This is a genomic window from Pseudoalteromonas sp. NEC-BIFX-2020_002, assembly GCF_013002825.1.
GTDB classification, from domain to species: domain Bacteria; phylum Pseudomonadota; class Gammaproteobacteria; order Enterobacterales; family Alteromonadaceae; genus Pseudoalteromonas; species Pseudoalteromonas neustonica.
Genome location: NZ_JABEPJ010000003.1, coordinates 1 through 17,742, shown reverse-complemented (window position 1 = coordinate 17,742; position 17,742 = coordinate 1). Strand labels below are relative to the sequence as shown.

General features: G+C 39.7%; 18 protein-coding genes and 1 pseudogene. 7 read left to right on the top strand and 12 right to left on the bottom strand.

Annotated features, from left to right (window positions below; genetic code table 11):
• Position 1 precedes the first annotated feature (1 nt).
• The 7 genes from HJP15_RS04375 to HJP15_RS04345 all read right to left on the bottom strand — a co-directional run bounded on the left by HJP15_RS04375 (position 2) and on the right by HJP15_RS04345 (position 5,871).
• Entirely contained in the window at positions 2 to 766 is a 765-nt protein-coding gene (locus HJP15_RS04375) for a flagellar basal body rod protein FlgF (protein WP_054203361.1), read from the bottom strand.
• Positions 767 to 995: 229 nt separating this feature from the next.
• Positions 996 to 2,339 (bottom strand): flagellar hook protein FlgE, encoded by a 1,344-nt coding sequence (gene flgE / locus HJP15_RS04370; protein WP_054203362.1) that lies wholly within the window; start codon positions 2,337 to 2,339, stop codon positions 996 to 998.
• 59 nt (positions 2,340 to 2,398) lie between these two features.
• Entirely contained in the window at positions 2,399 to 3,079 is a 681-nt protein-coding gene (locus HJP15_RS04365; protein ID WP_054203363.1) for a flagellar hook assembly protein FlgD, read from the bottom strand.
• A gap of 13 nt (positions 3,080 to 3,092) precedes the next feature.
• Positions 3,093 to 3,524, bottom strand: coding sequence for a flagellar basal body rod protein FlgC (gene flgC / locus HJP15_RS04360; RefSeq protein WP_054203364.1), 432 nt, complete (start codon positions 3,522 to 3,524; stop codon positions 3,093 to 3,095).
• 2 nt (positions 3,525 to 3,526) lie between these two features.
• Positions 3,527 to 3,937, bottom strand: a complete 411-nt coding sequence (gene flgB, locus HJP15_RS04355) for a flagellar basal body rod protein FlgB (protein WP_054203365.1) — start codon at positions 3,935 to 3,937, stop codon at positions 3,527 to 3,529.
• Positions 3,938 to 4,087: 150 nt separating this feature from the next.
• Positions 4,088 to 4,918, bottom strand: a complete 831-nt coding sequence (locus tag HJP15_RS04350) for a CheR family methyltransferase (RefSeq protein WP_054203366.1) — start codon at positions 4,916 to 4,918, stop codon at positions 4,088 to 4,090.
• Between the two features lie 20 nt (positions 4,919 to 4,938).
• Entirely contained in the window at positions 4,939 to 5,871 is a 933-nt protein-coding gene (locus HJP15_RS04345) for a chemotaxis protein (protein ID WP_054203367.1), read from the bottom strand.
• A gap of 141 nt (positions 5,872 to 6,012) precedes the next feature.
• On the opposite strand from HJP15_RS04345, the gene flgA reads away from it, so the two are divergent.
• From flgA to flgN, 3 genes are all read left to right on the top strand, one after another.
• Positions 6,013 to 6,720 carry a flagellar basal body P-ring formation chaperone FlgA gene (gene flgA, locus HJP15_RS04340; RefSeq protein WP_170173146.1) on the top strand — a complete coding sequence of 236 codons (708 nt, stop codon included), beginning with the start codon at positions 6,013 to 6,015 and terminating at the stop codon, positions 6,718 to 6,720.
• A gap of 78 nt (positions 6,721 to 6,798) precedes the next feature.
• The gene (flgM, locus tag HJP15_RS04335; RefSeq protein ID WP_054203369.1) at positions 6,799 to 7,116 is read left to right on the top strand and encodes a flagellar biosynthesis anti-sigma factor FlgM; all 318 of its coding nucleotides are present in this window, start codon (positions 6,799 to 6,801) and stop codon (positions 7,114 to 7,116) included.
• Positions 7,109 to 7,540, top strand: a complete 432-nt coding sequence (flgN, locus tag HJP15_RS04330) for a flagellar export chaperone FlgN (RefSeq protein ID WP_054203370.1) — start codon at positions 7,109 to 7,111, stop codon at positions 7,538 to 7,540. The genes flgM and flgN overlap by 8 nt, the downstream gene beginning before the upstream one ends.
• A 149-nt stretch (positions 7,541 to 7,689) precedes the next feature.
• On the opposite strand, the gene HJP15_RS04325 is transcribed toward flgN, so the two are convergent.
• On the bottom strand, positions 7,690 to 8,148 hold the full coding sequence (locus HJP15_RS04325) for an LPP20 family lipoprotein (RefSeq protein ID WP_054203371.1): 459 nt from the start codon (positions 8,146 to 8,148) through the stop codon (positions 7,690 to 7,692).
• A 158-nt stretch (positions 8,149 to 8,306) separates the two neighbouring features.
• Here HJP15_RS04325 and HJP15_RS04320 point away from each other — a divergent pair, with 158 nt between their 5' ends.
• Positions 8,307 to 9,500: a flagellar assembly protein FlgT gene (locus HJP15_RS04320; protein WP_054203372.1), complete on the top strand. Its 1,194-nt coding sequence runs from the start codon at positions 8,307 to 8,309 to the stop codon at positions 9,498 to 9,500.
• Between the two features lie 82 nt (positions 9,501 to 9,582).
• Here HJP15_RS04320 and HJP15_RS04315 read toward each other — a convergent pair whose 3' ends face one another.
• Entirely contained in the window at positions 9,583 to 10,329 is a 747-nt protein-coding gene (locus HJP15_RS04315; protein WP_349304609.1) for a hypothetical protein, read from the bottom strand.
• A 385-nt stretch (positions 10,330 to 10,714) separates the two neighbouring features.
• Entirely contained in the window at positions 10,715 to 11,617 is a 903-nt protein-coding gene (locus HJP15_RS04310) for a LysR substrate-binding domain-containing protein (protein ID WP_170173145.1), read from the bottom strand.
• Positions 11,618 to 11,730: 113 nt separating this feature from the next.
• Here HJP15_RS04310 and HJP15_RS04305 point away from each other — a divergent pair, with 113 nt between their 5' ends.
• The 3 genes from HJP15_RS04305 to HJP15_RS04295 all read left to right on the top strand — a co-directional run bounded on the left by HJP15_RS04305 (position 11,731) and on the right by HJP15_RS04295 (position 15,777).
• Complete coding sequence (locus HJP15_RS04305) at positions 11,731 to 12,459, top strand: glutathione peroxidase (RefSeq protein ID WP_054203378.1); 729 nt, start codon at positions 11,731 to 11,733, stop codon at positions 12,457 to 12,459.
• A gap of 81 nt (positions 12,460 to 12,540) precedes the next feature.
• Entirely contained in the window at positions 12,541 to 13,989 is a 1,449-nt protein-coding gene (locus HJP15_RS04300) for a dihydrolipoyl dehydrogenase (protein ID WP_054203379.1), read from the top strand.
• A gap of 453 nt (positions 13,990 to 14,442) precedes the next feature.
• On the top strand, positions 14,443 to 15,777 hold the full coding sequence (locus HJP15_RS04295; protein WP_170173144.1) for an ATP-binding protein: 1,335 nt from the start codon (positions 14,443 to 14,445) through the stop codon (positions 15,775 to 15,777).
• 205 nt (positions 15,778 to 15,982) lie between these two features.
• Here the strand turns inward: HJP15_RS04295 and HJP15_RS21830 are convergent.
• Together HJP15_RS21830 and HJP15_RS04290 are read right to left on the bottom strand one after the other, a co-directional pair.
• Positions 15,983 to 16,214 (bottom strand): annotated as a pseudogene (locus HJP15_RS21830) (transposase); the annotation flags it as partial.
• 90 nt (positions 16,215 to 16,304) lie between these two features.
• The gene (locus tag HJP15_RS04290) at positions 16,305 to 16,769 is read right to left on the bottom strand and encodes a nuclear transport factor 2 family protein (RefSeq protein WP_170173143.1); all 465 of its coding nucleotides are present in this window, start codon (positions 16,767 to 16,769) and stop codon (positions 16,305 to 16,307) included.
• Between the last annotated feature and the right edge of the window lie 973 nt (positions 16,770 to 17,742).

Genomic DNA, 17,742 nt, shown 5'->3' with positions numbered 1-17,742 from the left:
GTTAAACAATGCGCATCAACTGAGTTTGACGTTCGTCAATTTCTTCAGCTGTTTTCATTAACTTAACTTGTAATTCAAATTGGCGTTGATGGCTTATCATATCCACCATCTCATGTACGGGGTTCACGTTTGACATCTCTAACATACCGCTCATCACTTTAACGTTTGGTGAGATATCACAAAACCCACATAAATCATCAATGAGTAACTCAGGCTTTGGTCTAAACAGGCCATCATTGCCTTTTTCAAGTTCAGAGTTATTTGCCTTAATGACCTTAAGGCGATCAACCACCTCTAAGAAGTTTGCTGGCGCACCTTGCGGGCGAACCTGAATCGCTCCGTCTTCACTAAACTCTAATTTTTCAATTGGTAACGGCAAAATGATCGGGCCACCCTCACCTATTACCTGACGACCATGACTCGTTATTAAAGCACCATCAGGGGTGATATTTAGTGTACCAACTTTGGTATAAGCTTCTTTGCCTGATGCATCTTGAACACTTAGCCAACCTTTATCGCTCAAAGCAATATCTAAATCACGGCCCGTTTCAACGATACCGCCTGAGGTCATGTTTGAACCTGGTCGCTCTTGCATTGAGAAAACGCGGGTAGGTAAGCCTTCTCCAAAAGCTTGCATCGAACGAGCTTGTGCAAAGTCCGCTTTAAATCCAGTCGTATTGGCATTTGCTAAATTGTTTGCTTTGAGCGCGAGGCCCCGCATACTTTGCTTAGCCCCAGACGCTGCAATGTAGACCATCTTGTCCATAACATCGACTCACGTTAAAATTCTATAACGTAATAAATGCAAGATAAGTGCCACAATAAATTGACGCTAATTTAAGCTAAGGCCCACGGGCAAAGAATAAGAATAAATTAGGCAAAGCAGTAATCAAATCGGGGGATTAAAAAAGGCCGCCAATTGCAGGCAGCCTAGGTGTCGGATCGTAAATAAGAACCTTACAGTATTAACTCTTAACTTAAGTTCAAGTTAATAATTAACGGATCTGCAAGATTGCTTGTTGTAATGTAGAGTTAACTTCAAGTGCACGTGAATTTGCTTGGAAGTTACGTTGTGCACTGATCAAATCAACCAATTCATTGGTTAAGTTTACATTTGACTGCTCTAGAGCAGATGAGTTAATTGAACCCAATGTACCTGATCCTGGCTCACCAGCAATTGGCTCACCCGATGTTAAGCTCTTTTTCCATGAAGTATCACCTGCTTGCTGTAGGCCTTGTGAGTTTGAAAAGCGAACCATAGCCACTTGGCCTAAGAATGAGGTATCACCATTGCTGTATGACGCAACGACCTTACCATCTGTACCAATATCAATCCCCGCTAAACGCCCCACTGTTGCACCATCTTGCTCAAGTGCTTTAACTTCAAAACGACTTGCGTATTGAGTTGGTACTTTATTACTCGTACCTGCAGAGTCACGCCAATTTACCGTAATTTCGTTCGGAAATTGTGCGCCATTACTCAATAAAGTGCTTAAACCTGCCGCAGCACCTGATGGCAATACTACATCAGGAAAAGTTGTTTCTGGCGCTGCTACATCAGGTAAACCTGCGGCAGTAAATTGCAATGAATCAATCGGGGTATGTGCTCCAGTTGCTGTTGCAGCACCCGTTATATCAAACGGTTGTTTATCCATCGTGGCATAAACACTCCAGCTATTTGCATTGGTCGCAGGATCTTGCTTTACAAAAAATAACTGCGCAACGTGAGGTTGACCTAGCGAATCATAAATTGTTGTAGACGTTGACGAGTTATAACTCGTGCTATCGGTAGGATCAAATGTAGAAGTAGTAGGCACATCTGAACGCGAATCTAAATTCATTGAGCTATAAATATTGCTCGTATGACGCGGTGCTCCTGATGCATCAGGGATCTGAATCGGTGAAGTCGTACTTAAACTTACAGATGTTGTATTGCCTGTAGAAGGGTCAACAGGGAAGCCTTGCAAGTAATTACCACGTGCATCAACAACAAAGTTATCTTTATTGAGCTTAAAAGCACCTGCACGAGAATATGAAAAATCTTGCGATGCTATATCTTCACTCATTGCAAAATAACCTTCACCCGTGATTGCTAAATCTAATGAGTTTTGAGTAAACTTAAGTGAACCTTGGTGGAATTGTTGCGCCACCATGGTGGTTTGTACACCATCACCATTTTTTGTTTTGCCCGAGCTAAAAACTGACGATGCATACACATCAGCAAATTCAGCGCGCGACTCTTTAAAACCGGTCGTATTTACGTTAGCAATATTATTTGCAGTTACATCCAAATCTTTTTGTGCGGCTGCAATGCCAGTTAATGCAATATTGAAGCTCATAATTCACCTCTAATCTGTCAATGTTTAGCCGAAAGAAGGCTAACTAATTATTAAAATTTCTACGCGATTTCTGCAACGTCAGTTAGCCTAACCGCACCTTCTTTTGTGTTAACGATAATGCCATTAGCACCATTAATATTCACACTTTCGATATTCTTAAAAGTTGCAACAGGTAAACTTGTAAACTCACCATTAAGCTGCCCTTCTGCTTTAATTTTGTACTCACCTGGAGGTAAACGTTCCCCATCGGCATTTTTACCATCCCATGCAAAACGCACAGCACCCGCTGGTTGAGCCCCCATATCAATGGTACGTACCAACTGCCCTGAAGAATCTTCGATTCGTAGCATCAAGCTTTCAACGGGGCCTTCAGCAACAGCAGTCCCGCGAGCATCACCTGTGTCATTCAAATCTAACTTATCAGACTCTAATAACGCCTGCTTACCCACTAGAGTTGAGGCTTGTAATGCTGAATTCGATGTCATTGACGCTGCCAGTGACTGAAAGTTGCTATTTAAATTCGAGATCCCTTCAGCCATAGTAAAACTGGTCATCTGTGCGATCATCTGATCATTGTCGGCCGGCTTACTAGGATCTTGAAATGACAACTGTTGAGTTAGCAGCGAGAAAAAATCTTCTTGCGTTAACTCATCGCTTTTTTGCTCGCTCGCTACCTGTTTATCTTGCCACTTGAGCGAATCTAAATAGGTTGACGATGCTGTGCTGATATCGTTACTCATAACCTTTCCTCAATTACCGCTGCCCAAGCAACAGTGTTTTGCTTAACATTTGCTTTGCTGCATCAGCAACTTGCACATTTGTTTGATAAGAGCGTGAGGCAGAAATCATATTAGCCATTTCTTCAACAACGTTAACATTAGGTTTGTAGATATAACCATTTTCATCCGCACTTGGATGGTTCGGGTTATATTCTATTTGCAGTGGCTTATTACTCTCCACGATCCCTAATACTTTTACGCCAACAGACGACCCCTGTTTGTTGCCGTGCGATTCCGATGCTTTACTCAACTCCGCAGCAAACACAGCGTGGCGTGCTCGATAAGTCTTGTCTTGGCTTGAGCTAATAGTATTGGCATTAGAAATATTACTGGCTGTGGTATTTAAGCGTACATTCTGTGCACTCATACCTGTACCTGAAATATCGAAAACGTTATATAAACTCATGCTTAGGCTCCTTGACTACCGAGGGCTTTTTTAAGGCCTTTAATTTTACCGCTCATAAACTGCAGGCTTGCCTGATACTCTAATGAGTTCTTTGTATACAAGTTTCGTTCCACTTGTATATCCACTGAGTTACCATCACCTGTATCTGTTTGATTTGGCGAGCGAAACATTTCACTATTACCTACATAACGACTGCCGCCGGCAATGTGTTTAGCGTTGGTTGTTACCATGCTGTTGCCGCTTTGCTGGTGGCTTTTTGCCGTTTTAAGTGCAGACGCAAAATCGATATCTTTCGCTTTATAGCCTGGCGTATCAGCATTAGCGATATTGGTTGCTAATAACTCTGCTCGCTGCGAACGGATCAACATTGCGTGAGGATGCACCCCAAATGCTTTATCAAAACTGATAGCCATAACCATCTCCAAAAAATTGACTTAAGTTGATTAATGCAAAAGACGAGCCAGTTTAATGAACACAATAAAGGAAGGATTAACTTATTAATTATAAAGAAAAACGGTGCTTATACGGCACCGTTTTTTTAGGAGTAGCTAGAAGTGAATTAGTTATTTTTTTTGATAAATAATTCCAGGGTTGCACCTAACCATATCAAACTCATCACTGAGTCCCGACATTGACTCTGACGCTCCTAAAAACAAAAAGCCCTTAGGGTTAAGCGCTTGAGCAAATTGGGCAATAATTTTTGCTTTCACTTCAGGTGAAAAATAAATCAATACGTTACGGCAAAAAATAATATCAAACTTCCCCATCAGCGCATACGAGTCCAATAAATTTAGGTGTCTAAAACTAACCAGTTTTTTAATAGGATCAACAACCTGCGCCATGCCATTGCCGCTGTCTTTAAAAAACTTTTTACGGCGCTCTACTGACAAACCACGAGCTAAAGCGAGTGAATCATATTCTGCATGTTTACACATATCTAGCATCGTATTAGAAATATCAGTACCAATTATCTGAGCACCCATTTTTAATACACCAGGCTGCTTAGCCTGAAATTCAGCAACCGACATTGCAATTGAGTAAGGCTCCTGCCCAGAAGAGCTCGCCGCAGACCATATTTTTAATGGCCTACGTAACTCTTTATGCTCAGGAAACAATTTAGATTGCAATAACTCAAAAGGATATTGATCCCTGAACCAAAGTGTTTCATTTGTTGTCATTGCATCAACAACTGCAGCGCGTAACTGACGCTCATGTGGGCTGAGTGTTTTACTAACCAATTGCGAAAGCGATTCAACTTTAAAGCGCACCATTAAAGGCGCAAGTCTGCTTTTAACTAAATAAAGCTTATTATCGCCTAACACAATGCCGCATTGTTGCTCTAAAAAAGAACGAAATTGATTATACTCGCCTTGCTCTAAATGCTTATTTTCCAAAGTAACACCACCTATCAGAATTAGTCACAATGAACCCATTTTTTTACTGCTGTTGCCAATTCATCTGGGTTAAATTTTGCAATAAAGTCATCAGCACCGACTTTTTCAATCATTGCTTGATTAAACACACCACTAAGCGATGTATGTAAAATAACATGTAACGGCGCAAGTTTTGGATCAGCTTTAATTTCAGCGGTAAGAGTATAGCCGTCCATTTCAGGCATTTCTACATCAGAAATCAACAAACCAACACGTTCAGTAATATCATGTTTGCAATCAAGTTCTGCAATTTCACGAAGACGAATTAATGCCTCTTTACCATTTTTAGCGAGTTCAGTTTGAACACCTAAGGGTTCCAGAGCACGTTTTACTTGGTTACGCGCAACGGCTGAGTCATCAGCAATAAAGACGATACGCTCACCTAAGTCTTTTTGAATTTCACCATCACTAGCGATTTCGGCGCTAACTTCTGTATTTACAGGGCAGATTTCATTCAAGATTTTTTCTACATCAAGAATTTCAACCAACTCATTTTCAATTTCGGTCACTGCCGTTAAATATGAATATCGACCAGCCCCAGATGGCGGCGGCATTATTTTTTCCCAATTCATATTAACAATACGTTCAACACCACCCACTAAAAACCCTTGAACGGAACGGTTATATTCAGCAATGATGATAAAACTATCTTTTATATTTTCGATTGCAGGGCCACCAACGGCCATAGATAAATCAATAACAGAAATTGTCTGCCCACGTATATGTGCAACACCTCGAATATACGCATTTGATTTTGGCATATTGGTTAAAGGAGGGCATTGTAGTACTTCTCTCACTTTAAACACGTTTATACCAAAGCGCTGCCGCCCTCTTAGCTTGAATAATAATAATTCAAGGCGGTTTTGCCCAACCAACTGAGTACGTTGGTTCACTGAGTCTAAAATGCCTGCCATTTCAATCTCCTAAAGAAAGCGAATAATAACGGAACAATAATTGCTTTCCTTCTTTAAAGCTACATAACATCGCGGGAGCGTCTATTCTTTGACGCTAAATATATATACCCTGTTTTCAACAATAAGCATAGTCGAAACATTATGAGTTTGTTAAAAAAAAGCCGAAGATACAGTGTTTTTTATTTTCTTGCTAGCCAATTTCTAGTATCACCTCTATACGCTCAATCTTACAGCAAGGAAGAATTACAAGAACTTGCGGTTTCGTATGTGGCTGATCAGTTAGGCCCTTCGCACCCAGAAACTCGCCAACTTAACGCACTCACCTTGGATAGCAGAATCCCTGATCGCAGTTGTCAAAGTCAACCTATACTAACGATTCCTACAGAACCGCCCTTTAATCGTCAGGTCACAGTTCAAGTTAAATGTGATGATACGAATAGCTGGAGCCAATATGTTCACGTACGTGTCGTTGAGCTTTCTGCAGTAGTGGTCGCCAGTGAAAACCTCGCCAGAGGCGAAGTTATTCAAGATCATCATTTAAGTTTAATTATGAAGCCTAAACATTTTGTTCGAGTTCAGCATCTCCAAGACACACAGTTACTGATTGGCAGTCGTAGTAAACGAAATATACGCAGTGGTTTTCCTATTTCTATGAACCAAATATGTATGGTTTGCAAAGGCGACAACGTCACTATTTTTGCTGTGATCCGAGGGTTAAAAATTAAAGCTTCAGGTTTAGCCCTTGAAGATGGTACTTTAGGAGAGCAGATAAAAGTTAAGAATAAAAAATCAGGGAAAATTTTAAATGCCCGTGTTGACGGTGTAGAGTCTGTGCAGGTAAATATTTAAATTTCCATATTTATGCTAAAGTAACTAACATATATGCCGATAACTAGGCATCAGTTGGGTAATGTATAGGTTAAAATCATGGTAAGCCAAGTAAATAAAGGTCAACAACAGGCTAATGTGTTGGCCAATGCTAAACAGCAAAAAGTTGATTTACAAAATAATAGTTCACAAACAGCAGTGCAAACGGCGGCTCCTAAAGCTGCAACTGACTCTGTTAGCTTAACACCTCAAGCTCAGCAGCTTAAATCACTGCAAGAAAAAACACAGCAGTCATCTGGCTTTGATAGTAAAAAAGTTGAAGAGCTGAAAAAAGCAATCAGCGAAGGTAAATATCAAGTTGATACTGAAAAGTTAGCAAAAAGCATAGCTTCATTTGAGTTTGATGTGTATGGCTGATCATAATTCTTTAATATGCTCTAAGCTCACAATGCAGTTAAATTGCTTAACCTCATTGGCCAGTATTTTAGATGATGAATTAACAGCCATTGCATCTCGCCGTGGTGAAGGATTAAAAGATCTTGCCCAACAGAAGCTTAGTTTTTTAAGTAAAATTCAAACGCTCGATAAAGAACTAAAAACCTTAATGACGACTAATGATGAGCAATCAGCTGAACTCCCTGAACTTATTCATAATGTCCGAAAGCAACTAGAGTTTTGTAAGAAAAAAAACGACGTTAATGCTCATGCTGCTCATCAAGCAAATTTAACAGTTAGACAATTGAAAGATATATTAATTGGCGCGCCAACATCTATGACTTATGACCAAGGCGGCAGTGCTGTTCATGGTAATAATGAATTAGTTAGAAATCTAAAAGCATAAGCTTCTTCGTAACCAACACTTAAGATTATATTAAGCATTCCCTACTGCATCCAAATTTTAATGAAAGCGGCCTGTCATTTCTTTTAAAAAAGTCATACTTAGCACATATCAATAAAAATATAGCGCCTCGGGCATTGCATAACAAACTCTTAGTAATACGTTACTTTTTTAACTTCTCTTGGCTTAATTTCACCAATATATAAATCATGTACCCGCTTCATATCAAGATGCAACTCTGTAGCGTAGGTGTCGCCAACAGCATATGTTTTAACGACCTGCGCGCCTTTAATCACCCCTTGAACTTGACTTTGTAGCCGATCATTTTGCGCAATACTGCCTTGCACTGTTGTACCAGCGGTAATTTTTTGCCCATACACTTGCTCAGCAAGCTCACGGTAAGCTTCAAGCTTAGATGCTTTAATTGCCATGAGTGAACGTTGTGACTGGTTTTCCCCCTGTTGAGCGCTTATGGGGGCATACCCTATTGCTTTTAATATTGGGTAGTTATCTGGCTCTACATACTTATATTCCACATGTTTATCAAAAATACTACTACAGCCAGCTAAGCTCAGGCTTGCTAAAGTACAAAACAAAATTACAGTACGCATGGCATTTTCACGCTTTTAAAGAGTCATAATCGTCAGATTAATGCACAATTAATGCCAAGGTTAGTGTGTAATTCTGTTTTAAAAGCCTATAATTAAACAACTGGTACAGTCCTTGCTCTGTTATTCATAATAGCAAATGTAGGTATGGGGTTAGGAAAATGAAACGCGTGTTATCAATTATAGTGATCATCACTAGCTGGCTAAGCATTAGCTTTTTCTCTGTAAATGCATTTGCGCAATGGTACGAATCAACCGGCCACGCCAGTATTAAAAATAACGATATTAGCGGCGCTAAGTCAGCGGCTATAAAAGATGCGATCACGCAGGCATTAGTGTTCTCTGGTGCACGCGTTACGTCAATGCAAACCTTAGTTGACGGCGTGCTAATGCAAGATCAGTTAAAAATAAAAAGCCACGGTGAAATTCAAAAAATAGAGATGATCAGCGAAGACCGAAGATCTGACCAGCTCGCGATTACGTTGCGTTTAGATATTTTCCCACAACAAGAGCACTGCCCGGCAAGCCAATTTAATAAATTTGTTGCGATCACTCAGACCCAATTAGTCAATCGTGAACAAGCAATGATGGGTCAAATTTTTGACATTGACAAAGCCACCAGCGAATCTCTCTATAAGACTTTAAATAAGTCGGCCATGAACGCTAAGCCCACCGCCTACTTTAATTTTCCTATTCGCGTTGGTGAGTTTTTTAATCAGCAATACGATTACAGTAACGCCCTATTAGAAGAAATTGCTATGCGCAGCAATTCGCAATACGTGTTATTAAGCCAAATGGTCGACATTTCAAATAGCGACAAACTTAATAGCGACTATGCCTTTTGGCAAGATGAAACATACCAACGTTCATACAAGGTCGACTTTGCACTATTTGATGGCACCACCTATGAGCGATTATGGCAAAAAAGCTATCGTAGCCAAGCTATTTGGCCTTTTGAAAAAACCGAGATTATTGATGTATTTAGCGAAAAATTTTGGGGCTCTGATTATGGTAAAAGCATCGAAGAAATAAACCAAACAGCGAGTTACGACTTACAAGCAGCAATGGCGTGCCTTGAAACACAAGGTAAGATTTTACATATTGAAAACGATAAATTAATTATTAATTTAGGGAAAGCGCACGGCCTAGAAAAAGGCCAGTTATTAAGTATTGCCCACCATAACTATTTAACAGACGCTGCGGGTAATAAAATGCCACACCTGATCACGACATTAAACACAGTACAAGTAAATCAGGTATACCAGCAAAGCGCAGTTGCGGTCAGTGTGAATCAGCAACCTTTACCCAACATTCAAATTAATGATGTAGTACAGTTAATTAACGTAGAGCCTTAGTCAATTATCGAGGTTGGTATTGGTATCGTGCGCAGCACAATTAAATACCATTACCGCCCCAAAAAAAAGTGCAGTTTTACGCTTATAGTCCTTCATATTCAGCCTTCCTTGGTTTTAAAATTTGCTTTCTACAGTCAACCATATCCCAACAATCCGTTTCAGGTACGCCGTAATACCAGGCTCTAAAAATCGGTTGATACTTTTCAATCACCCGTTGTTGCATACGTTTTGAAAAATGAGGTAAGTAAAAAGTTTTGATCACCGTAATGTGCCTTTTAATCGTCTGTCCTAAATTAAAACGCGCTTGGCGATACCGAATGTCTGCTTTTTTATATTCTCTGCTCTCAGGTGTAAAGTTTTGCATGTCTTGTTTAGGGCCAGTCGCCCACCCAGCTACTTTATTCATTTGTTCAGCAAACGGCTTAACGGTAAACGTGATATGTATGGGGTCATCAGCATCGGTGGGCCCAAAGCCTCGCGGAAATCCGCCTTGGTGATAATTAGGATGGGTAACCGTAAACTCAATCGATGCATAGGCATTGGGCTGTAATAAATCCAAACGCTCGCGTGGGAAGGTGACTGGCTCATTAGCATAGGCAGCTTTAAAATATTTATAACCAAATTCAATACCACAACTACTGTGGCCACACGACTCTGAATAGGCCGACTTTATCAAAAAAGGGAATTCTGGCACTGAGCCATCTTCTGTTTCAATCGTCACAACAATAGGCCCGCGATAACCATGCGCTTTATCAAATAAAAAATCACAGCCCGATGTCAAAAAACACGCCAGCACTACACTACTCATGGTCATTACTAAATTTTTCACACTATTAACCTTCTATTTTAATAATTATTTAGCGCTAATTAGACTCAACCTTTTTACCTGACTGCGCGACAATTGTGCAATTAAAGAATCTATAGCATTTACTCTTGAAGCTGCTGTGACTACCAAAAGTGACGTTTTTTTTCAAAAGAGGAAGGAGTGAGATTAACGGTGAGAAAATATGAATATTCGCTTTATTATAATCACTTCCATATGATGAAAATAAAAAGCAGAGCTTAACTCTGCCTTTAAAAACAACTTTACATTAATATCACCCAGCCGTTTCAAAAAACCTATATAAACAAACAAAAAAGGCATTTAATGATTAGGCTAAAAATAAAAAATCATAACAAAAAACTAGAATAATCACGTTTTAATAAAATGGGTATTAACGTAGAGCCTTAACCAATTGTTGACCAAGGCTTGGGTGTTCACTGAGCCATAGAGCTAATTTATCTACCCCAGCCAAATGGGGGTAATGTTTACGACTCGCAAGCACAATGCTACGTTGTTGAGGCGGAAATATCGGTAAATAACTAATGCCAGCGCGCTCAACGCATGCCAGCTTTGGCACAAACGTTACACCATCATCCATAGCTACTAGCGCAAGTAATGTCTCAAGGCTGTTCCCTAAATATTCATTTGATACATCGACCCCTGCGGCAAAACAAAACTGCTGCGCTTGATCTTTAAAGCAGTGCCCATCGCTAAGCATTAATAAGCTACATGAGCGTAGTTCGTCTAAGGCAATTTTATCGCGCTGTGCTAATGTATTTTGCTCAGACATTGCCACTAAAAAATCTTCTTTGTATAAATTAATCGTATGATAAAGTTTAAGTTCAGGCACATCTGCTAGTATAGCGATGTCGAGTTCGCCGTTATCAAGCGCATTTAATAATGTGGCGGTTTGCATTTCAACAAAGGCAAATTGACTCTGCGCAAACGCTTCTTTCATCGATGTGAGTAAAGTAGGTAATAAATACGGTGCAATTGTTGGAATAATGCCTATTCTTACTTTACCTTGTAGTGGCGCCGATGAGGTGGCCGCTAGCTCTTTTAATATTTGGGTTTGCTCTAAGATCACTTTGATCTGCGTTAACAAACGTTCACCCTGCGTGGTTAAAGTAACGTGCTTGGTAGAGCGGTCAAATAGTGTGACTCCTAGCTCGTGTTCTAATTTTTTTATTTGACCACTCAGGGTGGGTTGACTGACATAACAGGCATCGGCTGCTTTACGAAAATGCTTAAAGTGCGCAACAGCTTTTACATATTCTAAGTCTTTTAAATTCATTGCAAACTCACTACTAATCGGTATTACCTATCACTATAATACAAACAAACGATTGGAACTATTGTTAATTTACACGCATAATGGCTATCAACAAATCAAGAGGAACAAAAAACATGTTAAAGAATATTGAAGGTCAAACAATCCCACAAGTTACATTCGCAACGCGTCAAAACGACGAGTGGAAATCAGTGACTACTGATGAAATTTTTAAAGGTAAAACAGTTGTTGTGTTTTCACTACCGGGTGCATTTACACCAACGTGTTCATCTACACACTTACCACGCTATAACGAGTTAGCGGGTGTGCTTAAACAAAATGGCGTAGATGAAATTGTATGTTTATCAGTAAACGACACCTTTGTAATGAACGCATGGTCCGCTGACCAAGAAGCACAAAACATCACTGTATTACCTGACGGTAACGGCGAATTCACTGACGGCATGGGCATGTTAGTTGATAAAAGCGAGATAGGTTTTGGCAAACGTAGCTGGCGCTATTCAATGCTGGTTAAAGATGGCGTGATTGACAAAATGTTTATCGAACCAGATTTACCAGGTGACCCGTTTGAAGTATCAGACGCAGACACAATGCTTGAGTACATCAACCCAGAGCAAGTTAAGCCTCAAGCAGTAAGCTTATTTACTAAACCTGGCTGCCCATTTTGTAAAAAAGCGAAAGCATTATTGACTGAGAAAGGTCTTGTGTATGAAGAGATCATTATGGGTGCAGGCGCATCACTAACGAGCCTTAAAGCAATCTCTGGCCGTGAAACTGTGCCACAAGTATTTATCGGCGGAAAGCACATTGGTGGCTCTGACGATTTAGAAAAATATTTTGCTTAATATTTAACACCCCTCGCATAATTAATATTAGGGGCTAACAGCCCCTTTTTTTTGCCAAATATTCGCAAACAGGATACCACTATGAAAGAACTGCAAACCGACGTTGTTGTAATTGGTGCTGGCACCGCAGGCTTAAGCGCATACCGCAACGCAAAACAACACACAGCTAACGTATTAATGATTGAAGCAGGCCCATACGGTACAACCTGTGCGCGTGTTGGTTGTATGCCGAGTAAGTTATTAATTGCCGCAGCAGAAGCCGCACACGCTATTGAAGCGGCACCTGCGTTTGGTGTGCATAGCTCAAAGCCTACTATTAACGGTAAAGAAGTCATGGCACGAGTGCGCAGCGAACGTGACCGTTTTGCAGGATTTGTAGTAGAAGCCGTAGATGAAATACCCGCTGATGATAAAATTCGTGGTTATGCTAAGTTTTTAGATACAAATCGTGTGCAAATTGACGACCACACAATTATTACAGCCAAACGTTTTGTTATTGCCACCGGTTCGCGACCTGCATACCCAGGCGTATTTAATAACTTTGGCGACAGACTCATTATTAACGACGACGTGTTCGATTGGCAGGATCTACCTGAATCAGTTGCCGTATTTGGCCCCGGCGTTATTGGCCTTGAAATAGGGCAAGCTTTGCACCGTTTAGGCGTTAACGTTAAACTATTCGGTGTAGGTGGCGCGATTGGCCCAGTGACTGATCCAGTTATTAAAGATTACGCAAATACCGTATTCGCGGAAGAGTTTTATGTTGATACCGATTCCAATGTCTCTGATATGAAACACGTTGGTGATAAAGCACAACTTACCTATGTAGACAAAAACGGTGAAAAACAAACAGAGCAATTTGATTATGTGCTAGCAGCCACAGGTCGCGTGCCAAATACCGATAAACTAGGCCTTGAAAACACAGGTATTGAGCTTGATGAACGCGGCGTGCCGCTTGCCAATAAATACACCATGCAATGTGGCGATTCAAACATATTTATCGCAGGGGATGCCAGTAACATGATCCCTCTATTACATGAAGCCAGCGATCAAGGTACTATCGCAGGGCAAAATGCAGGACGATTCCCTAATGTACAATCCGGCCTGCGCCGTGCACCTATTGCCGCAGTATTTAGCGACCCACAAATTGCCATGGTGGGTGAAAGCTACAAGCAAATAACCGCCCGCTTTGGTGAGTGCGGTTGTTTTGAAATTGGTGAAGTCAGCTTTGAAAACCAAGGCCGAAGCCGCGTAATGCTAAAAAACAAAGGCCACATGCGTTTATACGCAGAACAAGGCACTGGCTTGTTTTTAGGTGCTGAGTTTATCGGTCCACAAGCCGAGCATATCGCCCACTTACTGGCATGGGCTGTACAAAACAAAATGACCGTGCCGCAAATGCTCGACATGCCATTTTATCACCCTGTAATCGAAGAAGGCCTACGTACCGCCCTGCGTGATTTAAATGCCAAACTTAAATTTGGCCCAGACATTATCAACCAATGTATGGAATGTGGCCCAGGGAATTAGGGGGTAGGTTACTAGAGGAGGCCTAGGCCTCCTTTGTACTATTTAAAACAATTAATAAAAGTCCAACAAAATAAACTTTTCAATTTAAGTTCGCAGTTGCTAAGGTTGCTGCGCAGTTTATGTGTAAGTTTTCGCTATAGCTGCTGTGTTGCCATGCATCACCCTATATATTTTTCACACAAATTAAACATTAGTAAAAATATGAAAATACAAACTTTATGATGAGTGTCATTTTTATTTAATATCTTCGCGATCCCTCAAAAGCGACTGTACAACAAGGTAAAACATCACCGTTTAAAATGGCAGTAAATTTAATTCATACAACACAACCACATTTATTCGCGCATAAAAACGTGGGAAACATCATTTATTCGCGCATAAAAGTGTAAAAACTTGCATTTTTTCGCGCAATAAAGTGTAATTAATCATCTAATGAGTAATGCGAGACCTGCCATGCAACGATTAATTTTAGAAAAGTTATTAGGTTGGAAATCTAAACCTACACGAAAACCATTATTAATTGATGGCGCTCGCCAAACAGGTAAAACTTATTTATTACAAACTCTATTAGGCAGTACCTTTGCAAACGTGATTCGAATCGATTTTTTAGAATCCCCACAAATGAGCGAAGCATTCGCTGATTCGTTATCGCCCGATGACGTACTATCTAATATTGAGCTACTTACAGGAAAAACGTTTGACCCTAATACAGATCTACTGATCCTTGATGAAATAGGCGAATGCCCTAAAGCAGTCACATCCCTCAAATACTTTGCTGAACAAGCGCCGCATATGCACATTGCTGCCAGTGGTTCTAATATCGGTTTATTAAACTCCTTCCCGGTTGGTAAGGTGGAACAGCATAATCTACGCCCTCTCACATTTCGTGAATTTCTGATCGCCTCAAAAGAAACCGCTCTAATTAAGGCATTTGCAGCGCAAACAAACTCAAGTGCAGCACATAGTAAATTATTTTCAAAACTCACTGATTATTACTTTACTGGTGGTATGCCAGAAGCTGTAAATACATGGTTTGATTTATCTGCTCACAGTATCATTGACCGCGTTCAAGCTGTAACAGATATTCATAAAAATTTAGTACTGGGGTATCAACGAGACTTCGGAAAATACTCAGGAAAAGTAGATGCAGGTTTAATCGAAGCTGTATTTAACAATGTTCCAGCACAGTTATCTTCAGTTATGGATGAATCGGTTAATCGCTTTAAATTTAAAGGAGTGCACGATAAAAAATCTCGCTATGGTGATTTTGAAAGCGCTATTTCTTGGTTAAACAAGTGCCGCTTGATACTCAAAAACCACCCTATTGATAGCACACCTAAAAGCCCATTAGCAGCATATAAAAAAGACAACATCGTTAAATTATTTCTTTTTGATGTGGGCTTATTAAATCATATGCTAAACATTGGGTATAAAGAAATAAAACAACAAGGCTATGAATACAAAGGCTTTGTGGCCGAAAACTTTGTACAACAGGAACTTGCTGCACAAGGCATTGACCCAACATATTCATGGGGTGATGCAAGAGCGGAGATCGAATTTGTGCTCTCTGATGATGAAGGCAACATACTGCCTATCGAAGTAAAAAGTGGTAAACGCACCAAAGCAAAATCACTGCAATCGTACATAAATAAATGCCAGCCAATCAAAACAATTAAACTCACAGGCACGCAAGGCTCATCATCACTGGAAAAGGAATATATTGTCCTCCCGCTCTACTACAGTGAATATGTAGTAAGCAAACACCTGAGGCTGATGAATTTAATTTGATGATGAATTTAATTTGACACCCATCTTAATTATTTACCGAAAGCAAAAAAGCAAGCGCATCGATTGAAATCAGCAGTAAGTGTACATTTCCAACATAATCACGATTTCGCCCTCCTTAGCTCAGTTCATAAGCGCAGCCCCCTAAATTACAGACATAAAATTTTTTGCCTTAAGGCAATAGTCGACGTTTTAATTATGCTAAAAATTACGCCAGTAGCTTTTCGCAGTTGCTAAGGTTACTGCGCCGTTTTCTATTTAAGTTTTCGCTATAGCTGGTGTGTGATGTTGGCCTGCCTACTGCGCCATGAAATACGCACGCGTAAATTGCGTGGTCAGTTTTAACCAATTTTCTGAGGAAATATTGACTCTTTCTAGTAAAGGTAAGGTGTACTTTCAATATACCCACACTTACCTTCTCGTATACAGCGCCCTGTTAAACTTTAGGATGGGTGTCATCATTGTTTTTAGGATGGGTGTCATCATTGTTTTTAGGATGGGTGTCAACATTGTTTCTTTTTAGGCATACATTAACCGTGGTGTCGGCGGATATGCTTTACTAAACCTGATTCGTTAAACTCTAATGAAACAATATTAGCTTTACTATATTCAATGGTTTTATCTAAATGCGCAGGCTTAACTTTCCCCCTTTCAGTCATTTTTATAAAAACAACATTAGCCCCTACCATAATTTCGTTTACCTCAATATTGCTATTTATAACTTCATCTTTTAGTTTACCAATCATATCTGAACGGAGTTTCGATTTATCAGTATACATAAACTTGAATTTAACATGTTCATCGATGAAGTTATCAGATAATAGCGATATATAATGATCTATTTCTTTAGTGGTTGTATTTGGTTGTTGGCGAGCATTTTTGGCTGATACAAATGCCTTTGCTTTCTCGATTAATTGATCTGCCGTGAACTTGTCATTTGCAAAACTTGAAAAAGATAAAATAAGGGATATAAATACTAAAGTTAATTTTTTCACTGAACTCTCCTTGTATGCCTAACAAGCCTGTAGAATAACTCGTATTTAATATATTTTTATTAATGGTTCAACCATAGCTGAGTTCCTATTTTGGTTCAATAACTTTACGATGGGTGTCAACGTTGTTTTGAGTAACCAACTAGTTTATCTTAGATGACATTTTAACATCTAAAGTGTGAATATTTAGAGTTTAGCAAACCCAAGGCTTAGACCAATCAAAATTGTAATATTTATTAGTACAAGCTCGCTTTGCTGCTGATAATAGCGATTGGAAAGGCTACATACTCGCTATGGGCGGTTTACACACAAAACTAAAAGATAGACCTATCAAATTACATTACGGTTTAAACTTCGTTGAAGAAACTGGCGAGTGTTTGCAAAGCTATTACGATGGTGAACTCATACTCAAAGTAAAAGGCTTATGGTTCGCTGGTAAAGCTATAATCACAAGGCACTATTCATGGAAGGTAGAAAAGGCATAACCTAAAGCTATAACTTAAAATTAAATTGCAGCCAAATACAGCATTTCAAATAGCTGAAGTCCTTAACTAAGTTTTAGCTCATATCAAACATCAAGACTAAGCCAAGAATAATCTTTAGCTAACCACTTGCCAGAATGGCAAAATGGCTCTTACTTGGAGTTCTGTAAATAACTGTACTAGTAATATTTACACTATGAAATAAGATTTATCCCTATGGCATTAAACTTTAAAATCTCTTTAGCTATAACCAATAATTAAAGTGTCACCAATTACTCCCTTTATAGGAGATTCCGATGGGTGGGAATAATTTAGAGTTGATAAAAAATCTTCTTCTGTTGGCAGCTCAATATTAAATTGGGGAGTTATGTTGTGGTCAACTAATTCCGGACAGTGAATTAAGTTTTTCTTCGGCTACTCCAGGGGCAACCATTTGGTTGTGGCTATGCGGCCTGCGCCAGTTATAGTAATTCATCAAATAATAGCTAATATCT